The 18,118-nt window shown below is 44.5% G+C and carries 13 protein-coding genes and 1 pseudogene; 6 read left to right on the forward strand and 8 right to left on the reverse strand.

The genetic code is table 11. The features are described from left to right. Positions 1 to 10 precede the first annotated feature (10 nt). Positions 11 to 421, forward strand: a complete 411-nt coding sequence (gene rnk / locus VIB_RS12420; RefSeq protein ID WP_004396497.1) for a nucleoside diphosphate kinase regulator — start codon at positions 11 to 13, stop codon at positions 419 to 421. A gap of 53 nt (positions 422 to 474) precedes the next feature. Here rnk and yjjG read toward each other — a convergent pair whose 3' ends face one another. Next, complete coding sequence (gene yjjG / locus VIB_RS12425) at positions 475 to 1,149, reverse strand: pyrimidine 5'-nucleotidase (RefSeq protein ID WP_004396500.1); 675 nt, start codon at positions 1,147 to 1,149, stop codon at positions 475 to 477. A 94-nt stretch (positions 1,150 to 1,243) separates the two neighbouring features. Here yjjG and elbB point away from each other — a divergent pair, with 94 nt between their 5' ends. Next, positions 1,244 to 1,894 carry an isoprenoid biosynthesis glyoxalase ElbB gene (elbB, locus tag VIB_RS12430; protein ID WP_004396501.1) on the forward strand — a complete coding sequence of 217 codons (651 nt, stop codon included), beginning with the start codon at positions 1,244 to 1,246 and terminating at the stop codon, positions 1,892 to 1,894. A 591-nt stretch (positions 1,895 to 2,485) separates the two neighbouring features. Beyond that, positions 2,486 to 3,667: an alpha-hydroxyketone-type quorum-sensing autoinducer synthase gene (gene cqsA / locus VIB_RS12435; protein WP_004396503.1), complete on the forward strand. Its 1,182-nt coding sequence runs from the start codon at positions 2,486 to 2,488 to the stop codon at positions 3,665 to 3,667. A 179-nt stretch (positions 3,668 to 3,846) separates the two neighbouring features. Here cqsA and VIB_RS12440 read toward each other — a convergent pair whose 3' ends face one another. From VIB_RS12440 to cra, 4 genes are all read right to left on the reverse strand, one after another. Continuing rightward, positions 3,847 to 5,895, reverse strand: a complete 2,049-nt coding sequence (locus tag VIB_RS12440) for an ATP-binding response regulator (RefSeq protein WP_004396505.1) — start codon at positions 5,893 to 5,895, stop codon at positions 3,847 to 3,849. Between the two features lie 53 nt (positions 5,896 to 5,948). Then, positions 5,949 to 8,993 (reverse strand): AAA family ATPase, encoded by a 3,045-nt coding sequence (locus VIB_RS12445; RefSeq protein WP_004396507.1) that lies wholly within the window; start codon positions 8,991 to 8,993, stop codon positions 5,949 to 5,951. A 3-nt stretch (positions 8,994 to 8,996) separates the two neighbouring features. Then, positions 8,997 to 10,139, reverse strand: a complete 1,143-nt coding sequence (locus VIB_RS12450; RefSeq protein ID WP_004396509.1) for an exonuclease SbcCD subunit D — start codon at positions 10,137 to 10,139, stop codon at positions 8,997 to 8,999. A 74-nt stretch (positions 10,140 to 10,213) separates the two neighbouring features. Next, complete coding sequence (cra, locus tag VIB_RS12455; RefSeq protein WP_004396512.1) at positions 10,214 to 11,194, reverse strand: catabolite repressor/activator; 981 nt, start codon at positions 11,192 to 11,194, stop codon at positions 10,214 to 10,216. 436 nt (positions 11,195 to 11,630) lie between these two features. Here cra and fruB point away from each other — a divergent pair, with 436 nt between their 5' ends. The 3 genes and pseudogenes from fruB to fruA all read left to right on the forward strand — a co-directional run bounded on the left by fruB (position 11,631) and on the right by fruA (position 15,609). Next, on the forward strand, positions 11,631 to 12,779 hold the full coding sequence (fruB, locus tag VIB_RS12460; protein WP_004396515.1) for a fused PTS fructose transporter subunit IIA/HPr protein: 1,149 nt from the start codon (positions 11,631 to 11,633) through the stop codon (positions 12,777 to 12,779). Between the two features lie 10 nt (positions 12,780 to 12,789). Beyond that, complete coding sequence (pfkB, locus tag VIB_RS12465) at positions 12,790 to 13,716, forward strand: 1-phosphofructokinase (RefSeq protein ID WP_004396518.1); 927 nt, start codon at positions 12,790 to 12,792, stop codon at positions 13,714 to 13,716. A 152-nt stretch (positions 13,717 to 13,868) separates the two neighbouring features. Beyond that, a pseudogene (gene fruA / locus VIB_RS12470) lies at positions 13,869 to 15,609 on the forward strand (PTS fructose transporter subunit IIBC). A 109-nt stretch (positions 15,610 to 15,718) separates the two neighbouring features. Here the strand turns inward: fruA and VIB_RS12475 are convergent. The 3 genes from VIB_RS12475 to nrdG all read right to left on the reverse strand — a co-directional run bounded on the left by VIB_RS12475 (position 15,719) and on the right by nrdG (position 18,096). Next, positions 15,719 to 16,345: an ATP-dependent zinc protease family protein gene (locus VIB_RS12475; RefSeq protein ID WP_004396528.1), complete on the reverse strand. Its 627-nt coding sequence runs from the start codon at positions 16,343 to 16,345 to the stop codon at positions 15,719 to 15,721. Between the two features lie 23 nt (positions 16,346 to 16,368). Continuing rightward, complete coding sequence (locus VIB_RS12480) at positions 16,369 to 17,553, reverse strand: amino acid aminotransferase (protein ID WP_004396530.1); 1,185 nt, start codon at positions 17,551 to 17,553, stop codon at positions 16,369 to 16,371. 75 nt (positions 17,554 to 17,628) lie between these two features. Next, entirely contained in the window at positions 17,629 to 18,096 is a 468-nt protein-coding gene (nrdG, locus tag VIB_RS12485; RefSeq protein WP_040905056.1) for an anaerobic ribonucleoside-triphosphate reductase-activating protein, read from the reverse strand. Positions 18,097 to 18,118 lie beyond the last annotated feature (22 nt).

Raw genomic sequence — 18,118 nt, forward strand, 5'->3', positions numbered from 1 at the left:
AGAAAATAAAATGCCAAACAATAATAACGCGATTATCGTGTCCACTCTGGATATGGATCGAATTAGCGCACTGATGGACAAACTACCTAAGTTGTCTAAAGAATTAGAACGTCTAGAAAATGAACTCGACAGAGCCACTGTTTTAAACCCGGAAGAGATCCCTGCGGATGTCGTCACTATGAACTCTACCGTGAAATTTAAGTTTCAAGGCAGCGACGATGTGATGCAAAAAACCTTGGTGTACCCTCATGATGTGAAGGGTAATGATGATATTTCTATCTTCGCTCCCGTTGGTAGCGCACTACTTGGACTTTCTAAAGGCCAACAACTGACTTGGCCAATGCCAAATGGCGTTGAGCGGACCATCGAAATCATCGATATTATCGATCAACCTGAGCGCAACGGCGAATATAACCGCTAAACGCTTTGACCTGATGCAAAGGCTAACTTTGCATCAGGTTTTACCTACCCCAATTAAGCCAGCAAAATCGTTTTTAATTCGTGTAATGAAGCCACTTCATAGTGCGCGTCGATACCACTTGGTTTTGGATGTTGATGAGTATTCAACCAGCATGTCTCAAGTCCAAAGTTCAATCCACCTAAAATATCAGAGTGTGGATTATCCCCCACCATTAATACTTTTTCCTTAGCTGGGTGGCCCATCATTTCCATGGCATAGGCAAAAATACCTGCATCTGGTTTAGCTATACCAATCTGTTCTGAAATCACGATATGCTCGAAATAGTGCTTCATGCCGGTTTTGGTTAATCGAACATCTTGTAGCTCGGTAAATCCATTCGTGATGATGCCAAGCTTTGCTTTACCACGTAATGCCTCCAATAATTCTCGGGCCCCTGGTAACAAAGTACAGATGTCAGCCATCGCGGTCAAAAATGCGCTATTTAATTCAGCCGGCGTGGTATCCAATTTTGTTGCCCAGAGTTCGAATCGCGTGTGCTTTAGCTGTTCTGCCGTAATATCACCATTTTGGTAGTCCACCCATAAAGGCTTATTAACCTCTTGATATTCCATAAAATCTTGCTCAGTGAAATCCACGCCTTTACGGGAGAACATCAACTGCATTCCTTTAAAAGAATCAAAATGGAATAAGGTTTCATCCGCATCAAACAAAATCCAATCGTACTTCATCATTTACTCCTCAAATTTGCTGAGCAAGTGTAGATTGTTTTTAATAAGATGTTAATCTCATATTAGATCCGTTAACTGATTAAGGAGCAGAGTGATGAAAAAGATTGCTGTGATATTAAGTGGATGCGGGGTTTTCGATGGCGCTGAAATTCATGAGTCGGTACTTGCCCTTTATGCGATTGAAAAACAAGGTGCGCAATGGGCCTGTTTTGCACCGAATGTTGAGCAAACGCAAGTAGTTAACCATCTCACTGGTGAGATCATGTCTGAAAATCGGAACGTACTGGTTGAATCAGCAAGATTGACTCGTGGTAAAGTACAAGACATTGCGGAGCTCAATGTTCAAGATTTTGATGCATTACTGGTCCCAGGTGGATTCGGCGTCGCCAAAAACCTCAGCGATTTTGCAACCAAAGGAGCCAACTGCACGCTCAATGAGCAAGTCGCTAAGGTCTGCCATGCCTTTGCTCAAAGTGGTAAACCCGCCGGTTATTTATGCATCTCTCCTGCACTCATCCCGCTTATTTATCCAACCGGAGTAGAAGGCACCATTGGCCATGACCAACAAACGGCCAATGCATTTAATCAAATGGGCGGAGAACACGTGAATTGTCCCGTTGATGATTATGTTTACGATCAACGTCATAACGTTCTCTCGACTCCAGCTTATATGTTGGCCGAAAATCTATCACAAGCAGCACTCGGCATTGATCGATTAATTAAACGTTTAATTCAGTTGGCCTAAAGCGAGTCACTTTTATTCGAGACCAATAACATTAAATTACTATGCTTGATATACCGCTGAAGATATCCCTTTTCGGCGGTATTTTTTATTGCTGATTTGACTGTATATCGAAACTACTTTGATTTTTAGCAATGTGCAGCGCCAGTGATAAATTTGTCTGGTGTAAATGCTCACCACCGTAGATTGATAGTTGGTGAGAGCGAGGATATCTCTCACTATCATTTGGTATACGGACGTAGACAAACCTACAGCAGCTACCCCCCTTTCTACTTGAAGCTGCAGCGGTGTTGGCTAGGTTCGTTCACCTCAATCACATAGCCTGTCTATGCTCATGGGGACTCACTCACTTGCTGCCTTCCTGCAACTCCAAGTGGTTTGGGTATATAAATAGTAAGCAATAATTTGAGCTATTATATTTATTACACATTAATTAGACTCTCTGAGCCTACGGATCAACAACACATAATAAAGGCACTATAATTGAGTTTGCTAACACGAGCAAAATAATAATATTTCATTAATGACATTATTTTTTATACGACAATATATCCTTTGTCAGCTGGCGCTTACTTTCAACAAAGGATATTAACCATGAAATATGGCACCTCAAAAAAACAACTACCTGAATTTATTCAACAACGATTAGATTTATTTATTAACGACCTTATTGATAGTAATAATAATGGCAAACATTTGGTTCTAGGCAAGCGTCCGAGCACTAATGATATTATTTTACAGAGTAATGATTACCTTAGTTTATCTCATCATCCGCTCATTAAGGCTCACTTAAAACAAGCCATCGATGATAGTACCGATAGTGTGTTTATGTCGGCGATCTTTTTACAAGATGAGGCTGACAAACCTGATCTTGAGCAACAGCTTGCCCAATTTGCTCAATTTGATACGTGTCTACTTTCGCAGTCTGGCTGGAATGCGAATACCGCACTATTACAAACGATCTGCTCAGCCGATACCAACGTCTATATCGACTTTTTTGCTCATATGTCACTTTGGGAGGGAGCTCGCTATGCCAATGCTCATCTGCACCCTTTTATGCATAATCACTGTGATCATTTAGTGAAGCTCATTAAACGTCATGGACCCGGATTGATCGTGGTCGATTCTATCTATAGTACAATTGGTACTGTCGCCCCATTAGCAGATTTAGTTGCGATAGCTAAACAGTATGGTTGCGCTATTTTAGTTGATGAGTCCCATTCACTCGGAACTCATGGTCCTAAAGGTGCCGGTTTGCTCGCTGAACTTGGTTTATCATCACAGGTTGATTTTATGACGGTGAGTTTAGCGAAAAGCTTTGCTTATCGAGCTGGCGCTATCTGGGCGAATAACCATGTTGATCGCTGTTTACCTTTTGTCGGTTATCCCGCGATCTTTAGCTCGACAATTCTGCCTTATGAAGTCGCAGCGCTCAGTGCTACGTTATCGGTAATCCAATCGGCGGATGAAAGAAGAAAACAACTTTTTCGTCACAGTGAGCAGTTACGTCATGGCTTACTTGAACTTGGTTTTACGATTCGTAGTCAATCGCAAATTATTGCTTTAGAAACAGGCGATGAACGTAATACCGAAAATGTTCGTGATTTTCTAGAGAATAATGGCGTATTTGGCGCAGTCTTTTGTCGCCCTGCCACGGCAAAAAATAAAAACATTATTCGATTATCGTTAAACAGCTCACTAAAAGACTCTGACATTCAAAAAATTCTCTCAGTCTGTGAGTCTGCGATACACAATAAGCAACTCTATTTTAAATAATTAAAGATCGATTCAAGGAAAGAGAATTATGCCCAAACAACTTGGAGTTGCAGGCAGGCGGCAAGTGAGTTCATCCCCATGAGCATAGGCAGACGATGTGATTGGGGTGAATGAATGCAGCCAACACCGCTGCAGCTTAAAGGAGGAAGGATATAGGATACAGGGGGAAACCTTGTATCCTATAACCAATCGGCCACTTTATTTAATAATTTATCTTTATCAGCAGGTTTAACAATATAATCATTCATTCCAGCACGGTAGAGACGATTTATCGTTTCTGAGCTATTATCCCCTGTATAGCCAATAATAGGCGTTTTTCGGTATTCGGCCATTGAACTGCGGATGATATTCGTCGCCTGTAATCCATCAATAACTGGCATTTCAACATCCATTAAGATTAAATCCATAGTATGTTGTTTTAATATCTCTAAAGCTTGTTGACCATCATGAGCTTGATAAACATCATAACCCTGCTTTTCTAATAATATAGCAGAAAACGTTCGTAAAGAATCATTGTCATCGACTAATAAGATGCTTCTTTGATAATTGACTTCTCGTTGTGGTATATTTCCCCTTTCAACCTCAAGCTCATCAATCGAAAATAATAGCTTCTCGATGGTTCCAATACTGTCTTTTAACAAATGACGTATTTCAATTGGATAAATTGTTAAGTAACGAGAGATATTAATAGGATAACGCTTAGATTGGTCATAAATATAACTAATTCTGGCTTCAGTAAAATGTAATTGACCTTCCAGTAAGCTCAATTTATCCCACTGTGTTTCAAATGGAGCTAAATCAATAAAAATAAGATCAAATTCAAATTCATACGCTTCTTTTTGCATCGCTTGACTGAGAGTGAGCATATGCAAAGTAAACCCTAAATAAAAAGCTTGTTCATTCAGATGCCGACTTAATAAACTCGGTTCACCAATCAATAAAATCGATTTAGATTTTAGTAGATCGTGTTTTATCTGTTTGATACGTTCGGATTCAACATCTGGAAACTGAAGGGTAAATTGGGTCCATTCACCGAAGACGGAATGGCAAATAATTTCACCGCCAAATGAATGCATAACTTTTCGACAAAAAGGCAGCCCTAACCCATAACTATTATGTTTACCAAAGGTATAGAAGTCCTTAAAAATTTCTTCGAGCTGTTCTGCTTCAATACCAATCCCATTATCTTTGACAGTAATCACATTCTGCTCATCGACTCGATTCAATTCGATGTTAATCGTAAACACTTCACTACTTTGATAATAAAAAGCATTTTTCAGTAAATTGTACAACGCAAACTTAAGTAAGGTATCGCTACCAAAAAAATCAAAATCTTGATTAACGGTTAATGAAACGGCTGCTCGATCGACGGCCCGTTTGTAGGCAAAAGAATGAATAGCATTTTCAACCACCATAGCAGCGGATAATTTTCGAAAGGTCGACGTTGAGACACGATGCTGATCAATTGACGTTAACAATAAATCTATGGTTTCATTACCAGAATGAATCACCTCATCCGCATCATTTAATATTTCATGCAATTGTTGTAAATCTTGTTGATTAATAATATGAGTTGCTTGGCCTGAATGGGGGGAAGGAACTAGAGTACGCACCACATCAAGAGAAGACTTAAGCGCACTGAGTGGATTACGCATTTCGTGTGCAATTCCTGCACCAAACGATTTTGCTAATGATGCTTTGCTCTCGTGTGATACCTGATTGCGAAAGTAGAACAGATTACCGAATACATAAGTAAAGATAAAAATAGGTACATAAGTCCAAGAAATCATCTGACTAGGGGCGGCATCAACGACAACATAAACCGAGAAGTAAGCGAGTAATACGGAAATAATCGCTTGTGGCAACATCACCTTAGTTTCATGAACTAGCAGAATATGCAAGAAAATCGATGCCATAAAAGACATCGCCCAGACTGTCGACCAATCGTTCATCAACATCATAAAAGAGAAGAAAAAAGGTAAACAAAAGCCTATTGAAAGCAGATAGTAATACGGTAAATAGCGCTGTAATGCTTTGGGAAATGAGTGGCGAAAAGCAATTCCGGCAAACAATAGCGAGCAAAATCCCCGTAGCCAAAACGATTCATAGCCTTGGGGAAACAGGTAAGTCCATACATAATAGTAAATCGGAAAACCGATGAAGCCCATCCATCCAACTAACGTTAAGTTTGGTTCTGCGTATTGGTATATTTTTTTTACCGCATCCATATGAGTTATCGCTGCCTATGATCCATTGATCAATCCTCTATCCTATCTTTGAACTATACAACAAGTTTAATGCTACTGCCGAGGGTTGAGGTCACGATATCTAACCGTAAAGCAATTTGCTCTTTAAGCTCAGCAACGTGAGAAATAATACCAATGCACCGCCCCCCTTGCTGCAAATCAACTAAGGTTTGGATTGCCAAATCTAACGATTCAGGATCTAAGCTACCAAATCCTTCATCAATAAACAGAGTATCGAGGCGAATCCCACCGCTGTAGGCTTGCACTACATCGGATAAACCTAATGCCAATGCTAACGCCGCCATAAAAGATTCTCCGCCCGATAATGTCGCCACATCGCGCCATTTTCCGGTATAGCCATCTTCGACCATTAAATCGAGCCCTGAACCCGCATTACCTTTAGCGCGATCTTCTTTACGTTTTAACCAATAGCGTCCTTTACTCATCCTTTGCAAACGTTGTGAAGCCTGAATTAAGACATCATCCAGCAGCACCCCTAACACAAAGCGGTGCAAACTGACTTTAGCGCCCGTGCGTCCATTGGCTATATCACTTAATGTGCCGTAAATTTGATATTCTTTTTCAAGTTGCACATTGTTCTGATAAAGCGTAACCAACTTGTCGCTCACTTGGCGTAAACTGTCGTAACGTGAACGAACTTCACTGAGCTGCTGCAAGCAAAGCGTAACATGGGCTTGTTGCTGTTCTACCGCAGCCTTGAATTCGGTGAGATTCGGCGGCGTTTGGTTATGCAACTCCTTAGCCAACGCTTCCCACTGGCCTTGTAGCGTCGCAAGGCGCTGCTCAAACTGGCGAACTTTCTGCTCTATGGATAAGCGAGTCTCTTCTGCTAACTTGGCCTGCAGATAATCCTCTAGCGAGGAAAAAGCACTGTCGTTAAGCGCCGCTTGCCATTCCTGGGCTAAACGCTGCTCACTGTCCAACCAATGTTTCGCTTGCTGCTCGGCGCTGATTAAGCTTGCTTGAGCAGAAGATAAAGCCTGTTGAGCCGCAGCTAACTGGGTTCGAGCTTGTAATTCAGCTTGCTGCAACGCGGTGATCTGTTTTTTCACCCGTCCATAGGCTTCACGCACTTGAGCGGCATCCGTAAACTCACTAGCCACTTCAGCTTGTAAACTGGTGACTTTGGTTTGTGCTTCAATCTCTGCTTTACTGGCTTGCTCGACTTTATGTTGTTGCTGCTCAAGTTGTAACTGAGCTTGCTGCAGTGCAGCGGTGATTTGGCTCAGTTGCTGCTCAAAGGTTTGCGGATTTAACAGCGTTAGACGCTCAATTTCAGCAGTTAATGCTTGATGTTGATGTTGCAATGCGGTTAATTCTGGCAATGCCTTGTGCTCGATTTGCTCCTCGAACTGCTTGAGCTGCTGCTGATAATGACTAAGATTGTTTTCAGCCTTTTGGTATTGTTTCAGTTGTTCGGTTTCATTCGCTTGATGATGTTGCTGAGCCTGACGAGCTTGCTGAACCTGATCTTTACTCACCATTTGACCAGAAAATTGTGCGATATGAGGATGATGCTCACTACCACAGACTGGACATGGATTACCTGGTGCGAGTTTCTGTGCCAATTCTGCGGCTTGATTACTGTGCCAATAAAATTCCAACTGATCGGCATGCTGGCTAGCCTGCAACGTTTGCTGCTGAGCCTGCTGATAAGCTTGCCCAGCTTGTTGATACGCTTGCTGTAACTGGTTGATTTGTTGGGTTAAAGATTGCTGATTGACACGTAGCTGAATATGCTCATTCAGTTGGCTACACTGTAGCTGTTTGGTTTCCAAACCGCTTCGTTGGCTAATCACCCGTTCTAATGCTTGCTGCTGATCTTGGCGCTGCTGTTCTAAATCGGTAAGGTGCTTTTTCAACTGCTGATGCTGAGTCTGCGCCGCCTTCAACGCCGCTAACGCGTTAGTCTGCTGATGCCGTTGTTGCTCTAACTCAACCCATTTTTTACCCATACTTTCCAGTTGATATAACTGTTGGCTGAGCGCCTCAATTTGCTGTGCGGCTTGCTCTGCCTGCTGATAAGCTACCGTTGCCACCGTCACTTGCTGCTGTGTTTGACTCACCGCTTGTTGATGCGTTTTTTGCGCTTGTTCAGCCAGCGTCAATTGCTGCCGTACATCAGATAATTGTTGATAAGGTAAGTCGAGCCGCGCCGCTTTTTGGTCTTGTTGCAATCTTACTTGCCACTCATCGAGCTCAGCCTGTTGCGCGGTTAATTGTGCTTGCTCTAAAGCCAACTGCTCTTGCTGGCTAAATTTCGCTTGTAACTCTTGCCCCGCGTGCCATTGTTGCTTAAGAACATCAAGCTTCTGCTGCGCTTGTTGATGGCTTTGCTCGCTGTTTTTTAAGCTTGGCTCAATACTGGTTAGTGCTTGCTGCAATTCCTCTTCACTGGCCATAGCAACAACATTCAACGCCCCTTTTATTTGCTGATCAAATTGCTCTTTTTGGCGACGAATCTCTGCCGCTCGCTCAAACAATTCCCGTTCAATTTGCGTATAAATATGGGTTTGAAATAGCTGACCAAAGATTTGTTCGCGCTCTTTTGAGTTCGCCACCAGTAATTCACGAAATTTACCTTGCGGAATCACCATCACTTGGCGAAATTGCTTGACATCTAGGCCAATTAATTCCAACACAGCGGCAGCAACACGCTTCGGGCTATGAGCCAGAAGCTTCTCTTCCTCATTAGCTATCAGTTCAATTAAGCTGGCCGCATGGGATTTTTTAGTGGTACCTTCACCGCGCTGTTTCGCCACCTGCTGATCTGGGCTACGAATGATCTTAAACCGCCGCTGATGCAGCTCAAACACAAACTCTATTTCCGTCAGAACAGAATCCGGCGCATAATCACAGCGCATTTGATCGCCAGTACGTTCGCTACCCGTGGTTTCACCATACAAGGCATAACATATTGCATCGAGCAGCGAGCTTTTCCCCGCCCCAGTTGGACCATTGATTAAAAAAAGCGGCGCATGACCAAAAGCGCTGAAATCGACTACTTGCTGGCTCGCAAACGGGCCAAAAGCTTGCAGAGTCAAAGTAATTGGACGCATAACTTAATTTGACTCCTGATTTTTGAGTGACTGAATGACTTGGCTAATCGCCTGCGTTTGCAATTCCGTTAACGGCTCTTGCTTGGCTTCAAGAAAAAAATCGCGAAACATATCCAGCTCACCACGCGCCAAACGAGCTCGACCCATTGGCTGCTCACTATCCATCAACATACCCGGTTTCTCTAAATGCAACACATTTGGGTATACTTTGCGCAGCTTTTCCATCGGATCTAAAATGGCATGCTTATCCATTAAACGCACCAGTAGATAATCATCCGCATGAGGGTCTTGCTGACCTTGAGCCAACAAGGTCTCTAATTCTCCCTCGATAATACGCATATCATGGGGGGCGGTAAGCGGAATCGGTTGTGCCGACACAAAACCCTCTTGATTCAATTCCACTAAAGTCATGCCTTTTTTATGATATTGCTCAGAGAAGCTGTATTTCATCAGTGAGCCACTGTAACGAATATAATCTTGACCTTTATATTGCGGCTGATGCAAATGCCCTAATGCAACATAATCAAAGGGTAAAAAGTGCTGGTGATTCACACAGTCAGCGCCGCCAATCGACAGCGGTCGCTCTGAATCTGAAGTACTTGCGCCATCGACAAAACAGTGACTAAGCAAGACATGACGCTGGGCAGGATTGAACGTATCAACGATCTGCTGACAAAGAAATTGATGCGCCTGATCATGAGTGCTGACCTTATTTTTAAACGCATCACGAACCTGCTCAGGATCGCTGTAAGGCATACCATAAAAAGCCACTTCCCCGGCTTGCTCTGAACTAAGCACCACAGGCTGTAACATTTGCGTAAAGTCACTGATAATATGCAAGCCAGACGACTGCATATGTTTGGCGGCAAAGCCTAAACGTTTCGCGCCATCATGATTGCCAGGAATCATGATCACTGGAGTATGTAATTGCTGACAAATGCGCGTTAATACTTCATCCAATAGCTCAATTGCGGCGGTCGGTGGTACTGAGCGGTCATAAATATCACCGGCGATCAACAACGCATCCACCGGATGAAGAGTGATATAATCGATAAGTTGGTTTAAGACCTGCCGTTGATCATCCAATAAAGAGACATTGTGAAAGTGGCGGCCTAAATGCCAATCGGAAGTGTGTAAAAACTTCATTGCCAGCCTATAAGCAAAGGTGATGTTAAGCCTATGATAACCTTAAGCCATCATAAGATCATTGCTTTCATCAATCAGCGGCGCACTTTCAACCGACGCGGGATCAGTTCAATACCATTAGAAAAACGTTTTGCCGACGCATTCAACGCTAATGCCATCGCACTATCGGCGATCAATTCAAACTGCTGGGGTAATGAATTAATTTTAATCGGTAAAAAGTCTAATAATCTATTATCACCAAAGGTCGCCAGCCTTAGTTTATCCATCAGTGCTGGACGCTCTAATAATACGTCTAATACCCCTTCTAATAAGGTATAAGACGTCACTACCACGGCATCGGGCATGTTATCTTGCTCATACCACTGTGCGAACACTCGCCGCCCTTCCTCGCGATTAAAGTGCTCGCCATAACCCAGAACCATTTGCTTATTCGCCTGCTTCAACGCCGATTCAAAGCCCATTTGCCGCTCTTGAGAGATACTTAATTCAGGCAATGCGCCAATCAAACCAACGTACTTCACCTCATCGCTCAATACCGATTGGGTGAGTTCAAAGGCGGCACTAAAATCCTCACTGACCACGCAAGGAAAATGTTCATCATCCAAAGGTCGGTCAATGGCAATCACCGGCGTGCCCGCTTGTTGAACCTGCCAATAAAATTCGCTGGCATCCGCCAAGCTACTGGCCACAAATAAGGCATCAATCCGCCGAGAGACGAGAGCATGGGCAACATTTTTCTCAATTTCTGCATCATCATCAGAGCAGCCAATTAATATTTGATAACCCGCTTGACGTGAATTGTGTTCAAGTAATTTGGCTAATTTGGCATAACTGGTGTTTTCTAAATCGGGAATAATCAAGCCAAACGAGCGACTATTGCCCGCTCTTAACGAAGATGCGGCTAAATCTGGGCGGTAATCATACTGCTCAACAATCGCGAGCACTTTTTGCTGAGTTTTTTGGCTAATGCGATATTTGGTCGCTTTGCCATTAATCACATAGCTGGCCGTTGTTTTTGAGACGCCTGCCAATTTGGCTATTTCATCTAGTGTCATATCCACTACTCGGGTTCTGTGCGTGGGATCATAGAAACAATTTTTTGATCCTTAATTGAGTTGAATTATAAGCTGAATCGATTCAGTATCAAAGCTGAAAGGATTCAGCAAAAGTTTAAATTGGTAGCTAAGTCGAGTTTTTTGGACTAAACCTAATGAAAGCGACTGATTAATAAACTATAGCGTTTGCTAAATTTTTTTAAACTTAAAGCTGAAACGATTCAGCTTAATCATAAATCACAATAATGCGACTCTATACCCAAACAACTTGGAGTTGCAGGTAGGCGGCAAGTGAGTGAGTCCCCATGAGCATAGATAGGCTCTATGATTGGGGTGAACGAACATAGCCCCCCCTGCAGCTTCAAGTAGGAAGGGGATAGTCAGAAAAAGCGACTCGCATTATCAACACAAGCCATTTCTGGCTAAGGGGCCAAACATGTTGCAACTCTCTACGCAAGATATTCGATTAACGCAGACACCCTCGAACAAACAAGATGCCATTCGTGCTATCGCGGCAGACCTTACTGAAAAACAACTGGTCGAGTCAGGCTATGTTCAAGGTATGCTTAACCGCGAAGCGCAAAATTCAACTTTTTTAGGCAGCGGTATCGCCATTCCCCATGGCACGATTGAAACTCGCGAACTGGTTAAGCAGACTGGCGTCACCGTGCATCATTTTGCCAACGGCGTTGATTGGGGTGAGGGTAATATCGTCTATGTCGCGATTGGTATTGCAGCCAAATCCGATGAACATTTAGGCATATTAAAGCAACTGACCAAGGTGCTCTCTGCCGATGGCGTTGAGAATCAGCTCAAACAAGTACAACAAGCGAGTGATTTAGTCGCACTACTCAATGGCGAAGTGCAATTTGCCGCTGATTTTGATCCTGCTTTGATTCAACTGCACTTTCCTGCCAGTGACATGCTGCAAATGACCGCGGTGGCGGGTGGTTTACTGAAAAATACTGGCTGTACTGATAGTGCTTTTGTCGCCGATCTGGTCACCAAGTCCCCTACCCATTTAGGCAAAGGGTTATGGTTAGTCAGCAGTAACCAAAGTGTGACGCGCAGCGCGATGTCATTTGTTTCTACCGCTAATCATTGTGAGTACCAAGGCATTGCTGTCAAAGCTTTGATCGCGATTGCCGCTTGTAATGATGCCCATCGCTCGTTTCTTAATATCATAACCCAGCTTGTATTCAACCAACAGCAAGAGCAATTATTACAAGCGGATGCCCATCAATTGGTCGCGTTATTTTCTCAAGACAACGCCCAAGTTGCTTCTAGTCATCCAGAAACCAACGCTAATGTTGAAACCGCGATCTTTAAAATTACCAATTCACATGGTTTGCATGCCCGCCCCGGAGCGATGCTCGTCGCAGAAGCGAAGAAATTTCAAGCCAACATCAAGGTGGTCAATTTAGATGGTGATGGTAAAGCGGCCAACGCGAAAAGCTTAATGAAAGTTATCGCCCTAGGTGTGAAACACGGCCACCAACTGCAATTTAGCGCTGAAGGGCCAGATGCCGCCCTTGCCCTTGAATCGATTGGCGCAGCGATTAAATCCGGTCTTGGTGAGCATTAAGGAGCCGATGATGAGTATGAAAGTCGTTACCATTACCTTGAATCCAGCACTTGATCTCACTGGCAGCATGGAAAAGCTCCGTCTTGGTTCAGTGAGCTTAGTCCAACAAGGTTCATTACATGCGGCGGGTAAAGGGGTCAATGTAGCCAAAGTGCTCAGCGATCTTGGTGCTCAAGTCACGGTGACAGGATTTCTTGGTCAAGACAACCAAGAAATGTTTTGCCAACTCTTTGCTGAAATAGGCGCAAACGATCAGTTTATTCGTCTACCTGGAGCAACGCGGATTAATGTCAAACTAGTCGAACAATCCGGGCAAGTCAGCGACATCAATTTCCCTGGTATTCATGTTAATGAACAAGATATTCAACGATTCGAGCAGAGACTGTTCCAGCTCGCTGATGATCACGAGTACTTCATCATTGCAGGCAGTCTACCATCCGGTCTCTCCCCACAGCGCTGCGCCAGATGGATTGAACAGTTGGGATTGCTGGGTAAAAAAGTGTTGTTTGACAGTAGCCGCGAGGCATTGATCGCCGGAGTCGATGCAAAGCCATGGTTAATTAAACCCAATGAAGAAGAACTGGCTCAGTTTGTTGGCCACCCTCTGCATAGCCCTGAAGAGTGTCAAGCCGCCGCTCAACAACTCGCCGATAAAGGTATCGCTAATATTGTGGTATCCATGGGGGCACAAGGCACGATGTGGCTTAATCAAGGCCAATGGCTACACGCCAAACCACCCAAAATGCCGGTCGTGAGCACGGTCGGTGCTGGCGATACCTTAGTGGCCGGTTTGTGTTGGGGGCATATGCAAAATATGGATAAATCGTCATTGATCACCTTTGCAACCGCGCTATCCGCTCTTGCGGTAACGCAGGTGGGCGTTGGCGTTCCTGACATCAACAAAGTCACAGCTCTACAAAACGATATCCAATTATAACCACACGACTTGACGAAAGCAGTCACCAACGACAGCTAGGTAACTGGGTAGAAACAATATACCGAGCTGTTAAAACCGCCATCGTCTTAAGTTACTAGGGTAAACCATTGATTAGTCTATGAACTAACCATTAACGACAAAAGGTCAACACTATGAATATTGCCATCATTACCGCATGCCCCAGCGGGGTTGCCAATAGCATTATCGCCGCCGGTTTATTAGAACAAGCTGCGAAATCACTGAACTGGAATGCCGCTGTCGAGTGTCACTCTTCGATACTCGACACGACAACCTTAACCGAGGCCAACATTGCTCAAGCCGATGTCGTGATCATTGCTGCTAATACGCCGGTCGATACCTCGCGTTTTGTCGGTAAAAAAGTCTACCAAAGTGAGATTTCAGCGTGCACCAGCGATCCGAGCACGTACTTAACCACAGCAGTAGAACAAGCCAAAGTACTGAACGCCTCAGCCGTGACCACCACTGCACCCAGTAGATCAAACGCGTCAGCGGTGAAAAAGATCGTCGCTATCACCGCGTGTCCAACCGGTGTTGCTCATACCTTTATGGCAGCGGAAGCGCTGGAAGAAGAAGCCAAACGCCGCGGCCACCAAATCAAAGTCGAAACTCGTGGCTCGGTCGGTGCCAAAAATCAACTCACTGAGCAAGATATTGCCGAGGCCGATTTAGTGATTATTGCCGCCGATATTGAAGTGCCTCTTGAGCGCTTTAATGGTAAAGCGCTGTATCGCACCAAAACTGGCCCAGCACTGAAGAAAACGGCTGAAGAGATGGATAAAGCCTTGGTCCAAGCCACCACTTACCAACACTCAGGATCAAGTAGTGCATCGTCTAGTGGCGAGAAAAAAGGCGTCTATAAACACCTGATGACTGGGGTTTCACATATGCTCCCGGTGGTCGTTGCTGGTGGCTTATTGATCGCCCTCTCTTTCGTGTTTGGTATTGAAGCTTTTAAAGAAGAAGGCACCCTTGCCGCCGCTTTGATGACCATAGGTGGTGGATCCGCCTTTGCATTGATGATCCCCGTACTGGCTGGTTATATTGCTTTTTCGATTGCCGACCGTCCTGGTCTGGCACCTGGTCTGATTGGTGGCATGCTCGCTAGCTCAACGGGCGCTGGCTTTTTAGGTGGCATAGCGGCCGGTTTCATTGCCGGTTATAGCGCAAAATGGATTGCTGACAACGTATCATTGCCTCAGTCAATGGAAGCGCTTAAGCCGATTTTAATCATTCCGTTTATCGCCAGCTTAGTCACCGGCTTGGTGATGATTTATATCGTTGGGGGCCCTGTTTCTGGGATCATGTCGGCGCTGACTGAGTTTTTAAATAGCATGGGATCAACCAATGCCGTGTTGTTAGGCATTATTCTTGGTGCGATGATGTGCTTTGACTTAGGTGGCCCAGTCAACAAAGCGGCGTATACTTTTGGTGTTGGTCTATTAGCGTCAAACACCTATGCGCCCATGGCTGCGATCATGGCGGCAGGGATGGTACCTGCATTAGGGATGGGCCTTGCCACTTTCTTAGCCAAAAATAAATTTGCCGCAAGTGAACGTGAAGCAGGCAAAGCCTCATTTGTACTGGGCTTGTGTTTTATCTCTGAAGGGGCAATTCCTTTTGCAGCCAAAGACCCCATGCGAGTTATCCCGGCATGTATGGTGGGCGGAGCATTAACCGGAGCACTATCCATGCTGTTTGGTGCACAACTCATGGCACCGCATGGTGGACTATTTGTCTTGTTGATCCCGAATGCCATCACGCCCAGTATTGATGTATTTGGTCGCGATCGCTGCTGGTACCATCGTGACCGGTGTAGGCTATGCGTTTTTAAAATCACGCGCAGCGGCAAGTACACAAGCCGTTCAAGCTTAAACCTCTCAACCATGGTGCAAGCCATCAGGCTCTGTGCTCCTTGTTCAAAAAAGCAAAAAGTCAGCGATACGCTGACTTTTTTGTTTCATTACTTCTACCACTGTGGATGTTATTGATGCTTACCTTGGACATATTCACGACTTACATCAACCACCGCCACATCCCTAAAAAAGCTCCGCCCTAACAATATAGGAAAGGTGAGATGGGTTCGATTGGCTAAAGTGAATTGAGTATGATCTTTCATCTCTCCAAGTTGTACCCACATCATCACCACCGGACGACGCTGATAACTGTTATCGGACGATTGACGAATGCGTACCCAACGTTCAACAGGTAAATTGATCTCACCACTTTTTATTCCATCATGTTCAATACGAAACTTGACCCAATCTTCTCCATCCCGTTCAAAAGCTTCAACATCGACTGCACTAATCGAAGATGTGGTGGCTCCGGTATCGATGCGAGCCCGAAAGCTCTCTTCTATTGCCGGTACATAAACCCACTCTTTTTCACCAAAAATCAGTTTACCATCGGATGTTTTGGTCGCCGCAGGCACCTCGGGCTCAACAATCTCTGGTGGTTCTGGTTCTACTTCCGGTTTTGCAGATTCCGTTTCTGGTTCGGGTTGCTCAATTTGGGCTGAGGTTTCAGTTTGCTCAGAAGAAGGTACCATCGCACAAGCGACTAAACCACCACTGAGCAGCAACGTTAGAAGGATTTTCCATGGTTGTTTCATTCATTTACCTCATTCAACTACTGTTATGACACGCTAACGATCGCCTCTGCTACATAAGGGATGTCTTTCTCCGTTAGACCGGCGATATTAATTCGACCATCAGCCACCGCATAAATCGCGAACTGATCGCGTAAACGCCCCATCTGTTCCGGACTAAAACCGAGCATGGTAAACATCCCTTTGTGGCTTTGGATAAAGCCGAATTGTGACGTATTGTGTTGATTTCTCAACTCATTACACAAGGTTTGACGAAGGCTTAACAATCGTTGCTGCATTTCTGTCAATTCTTGCTGCCAAAGGTTGGTTAACTTTTCATCTTGTAACACGGTTTTCACCAAAGCCGCACCGTGATCTGGAGGCATAGTGTAAGTGGCTCGTGCTAGGGTCAGCATTTTGCCTCGTGCATTGGCGACCTGCTGAGCGTTTTTACCTAATACGATTGCCGCTCCTGTCCGTTCACGATACAAACCAAAGTTTTTCGAGCACGAGGTAGTAATCAACATTTCTTCTACGCGCTGCGCCATATAACGTACACCTTGTGCATCATCGTGTAACGATTCACCAAAGCCTTGGTAAGCGATATCCACAAATGGAGTAAAACCTTGTTTGAGTGATAATTCCGTTATCGCCTGCCAGACCGTAAAATCGATATCCGCCCCCGTTGGGTTATGGCAACAGCCATGCAGTAACACCACATCTTTCGGTCCCGCCTGAGCCAGATCGCTCATCATGGCGGCAAGATCAACCATTTTGGTTTCCGGACTAAAATAAGCATAGTATTTTACTTTTAATCCTGCCGCTTCCATCACCGGTTTATGGTTAATATAGCTTGGATTGGTTAACCACACCGTCGTATCGGGCTGAGCGACACGCATCAAATCCCCCAACATGCGCAATGCGCCACTGGCTCCGGGAGTCTGAATGGTGGTTAAACGGTCAGATAATGAGTGTCCATCACCCAAGACCAATTGCGTGATACTGTGGTTAAACTCTTCACAACCGGCAAGCCCAACGTAGGATTTACTGGTTTGAGTTTGGATCACCTTTTGCTGAGCCAGTTGCACCGCCTGCATGATCGGCGTTTGGCCTTGACTGTTTTTATAGACGCCAATGCCTAAGTCGACCTTTTCAGGACGGGGATCTTGGCGAAAAGCGACGGAGAGAGAAAGAATAGGATCTAATATTGGTTCTGGTAAATGAGCAAGCATGAAAGTCACAACCCTTTGAAATTCAAGTAATGACTTTCAAGTAAACACCAGAAACCATAAAACCGAAAGTAATTTTTACACTTTACAACTATGTATCACCTGATTATGGCTACCCCGCCACGGTAAACTGGGGTCTGCTTTGTCTTGCTCAAACTTACCATCAATTAATACATCAATATGATCGAGCACTTGACGTTGTTGAGCGTTCAATTCTGATAAACGGTAACCCGTCCATAACCAAATATCTTTGCCCGGGCATTCCTGATTAACTCGTTGCACCAAAGCTAAAATGGTAACGACATTACTCGGATGCAAAGGGTCACCACCGGACAGTGACAAACCCCGCTTAATAATGCGCTGGTCGTTGAGATCAGCAATGATCTGATCGGCCAGCTGCGTAGTAAAAGGCAAACCAGAGTTTAACGACCAAGTGCTTTGGTTATAACAGCCTTTACATTGATGTACGCAGCCAGAGACAAACAAAGTACAGCGAGTCCCCGGCCCGTTCACCACATCAACGGGATAATATTGATGATAATTCATAACTCAACCACTGATGATCTGA

This window comes from Vibrio metschnikovii CIP 69.14 (assembly GCF_000176155.1).
Taxonomy (GTDB): Bacteria; Pseudomonadota; Gammaproteobacteria; order Enterobacterales; family Vibrionaceae; genus Vibrio; species Vibrio metschnikovii.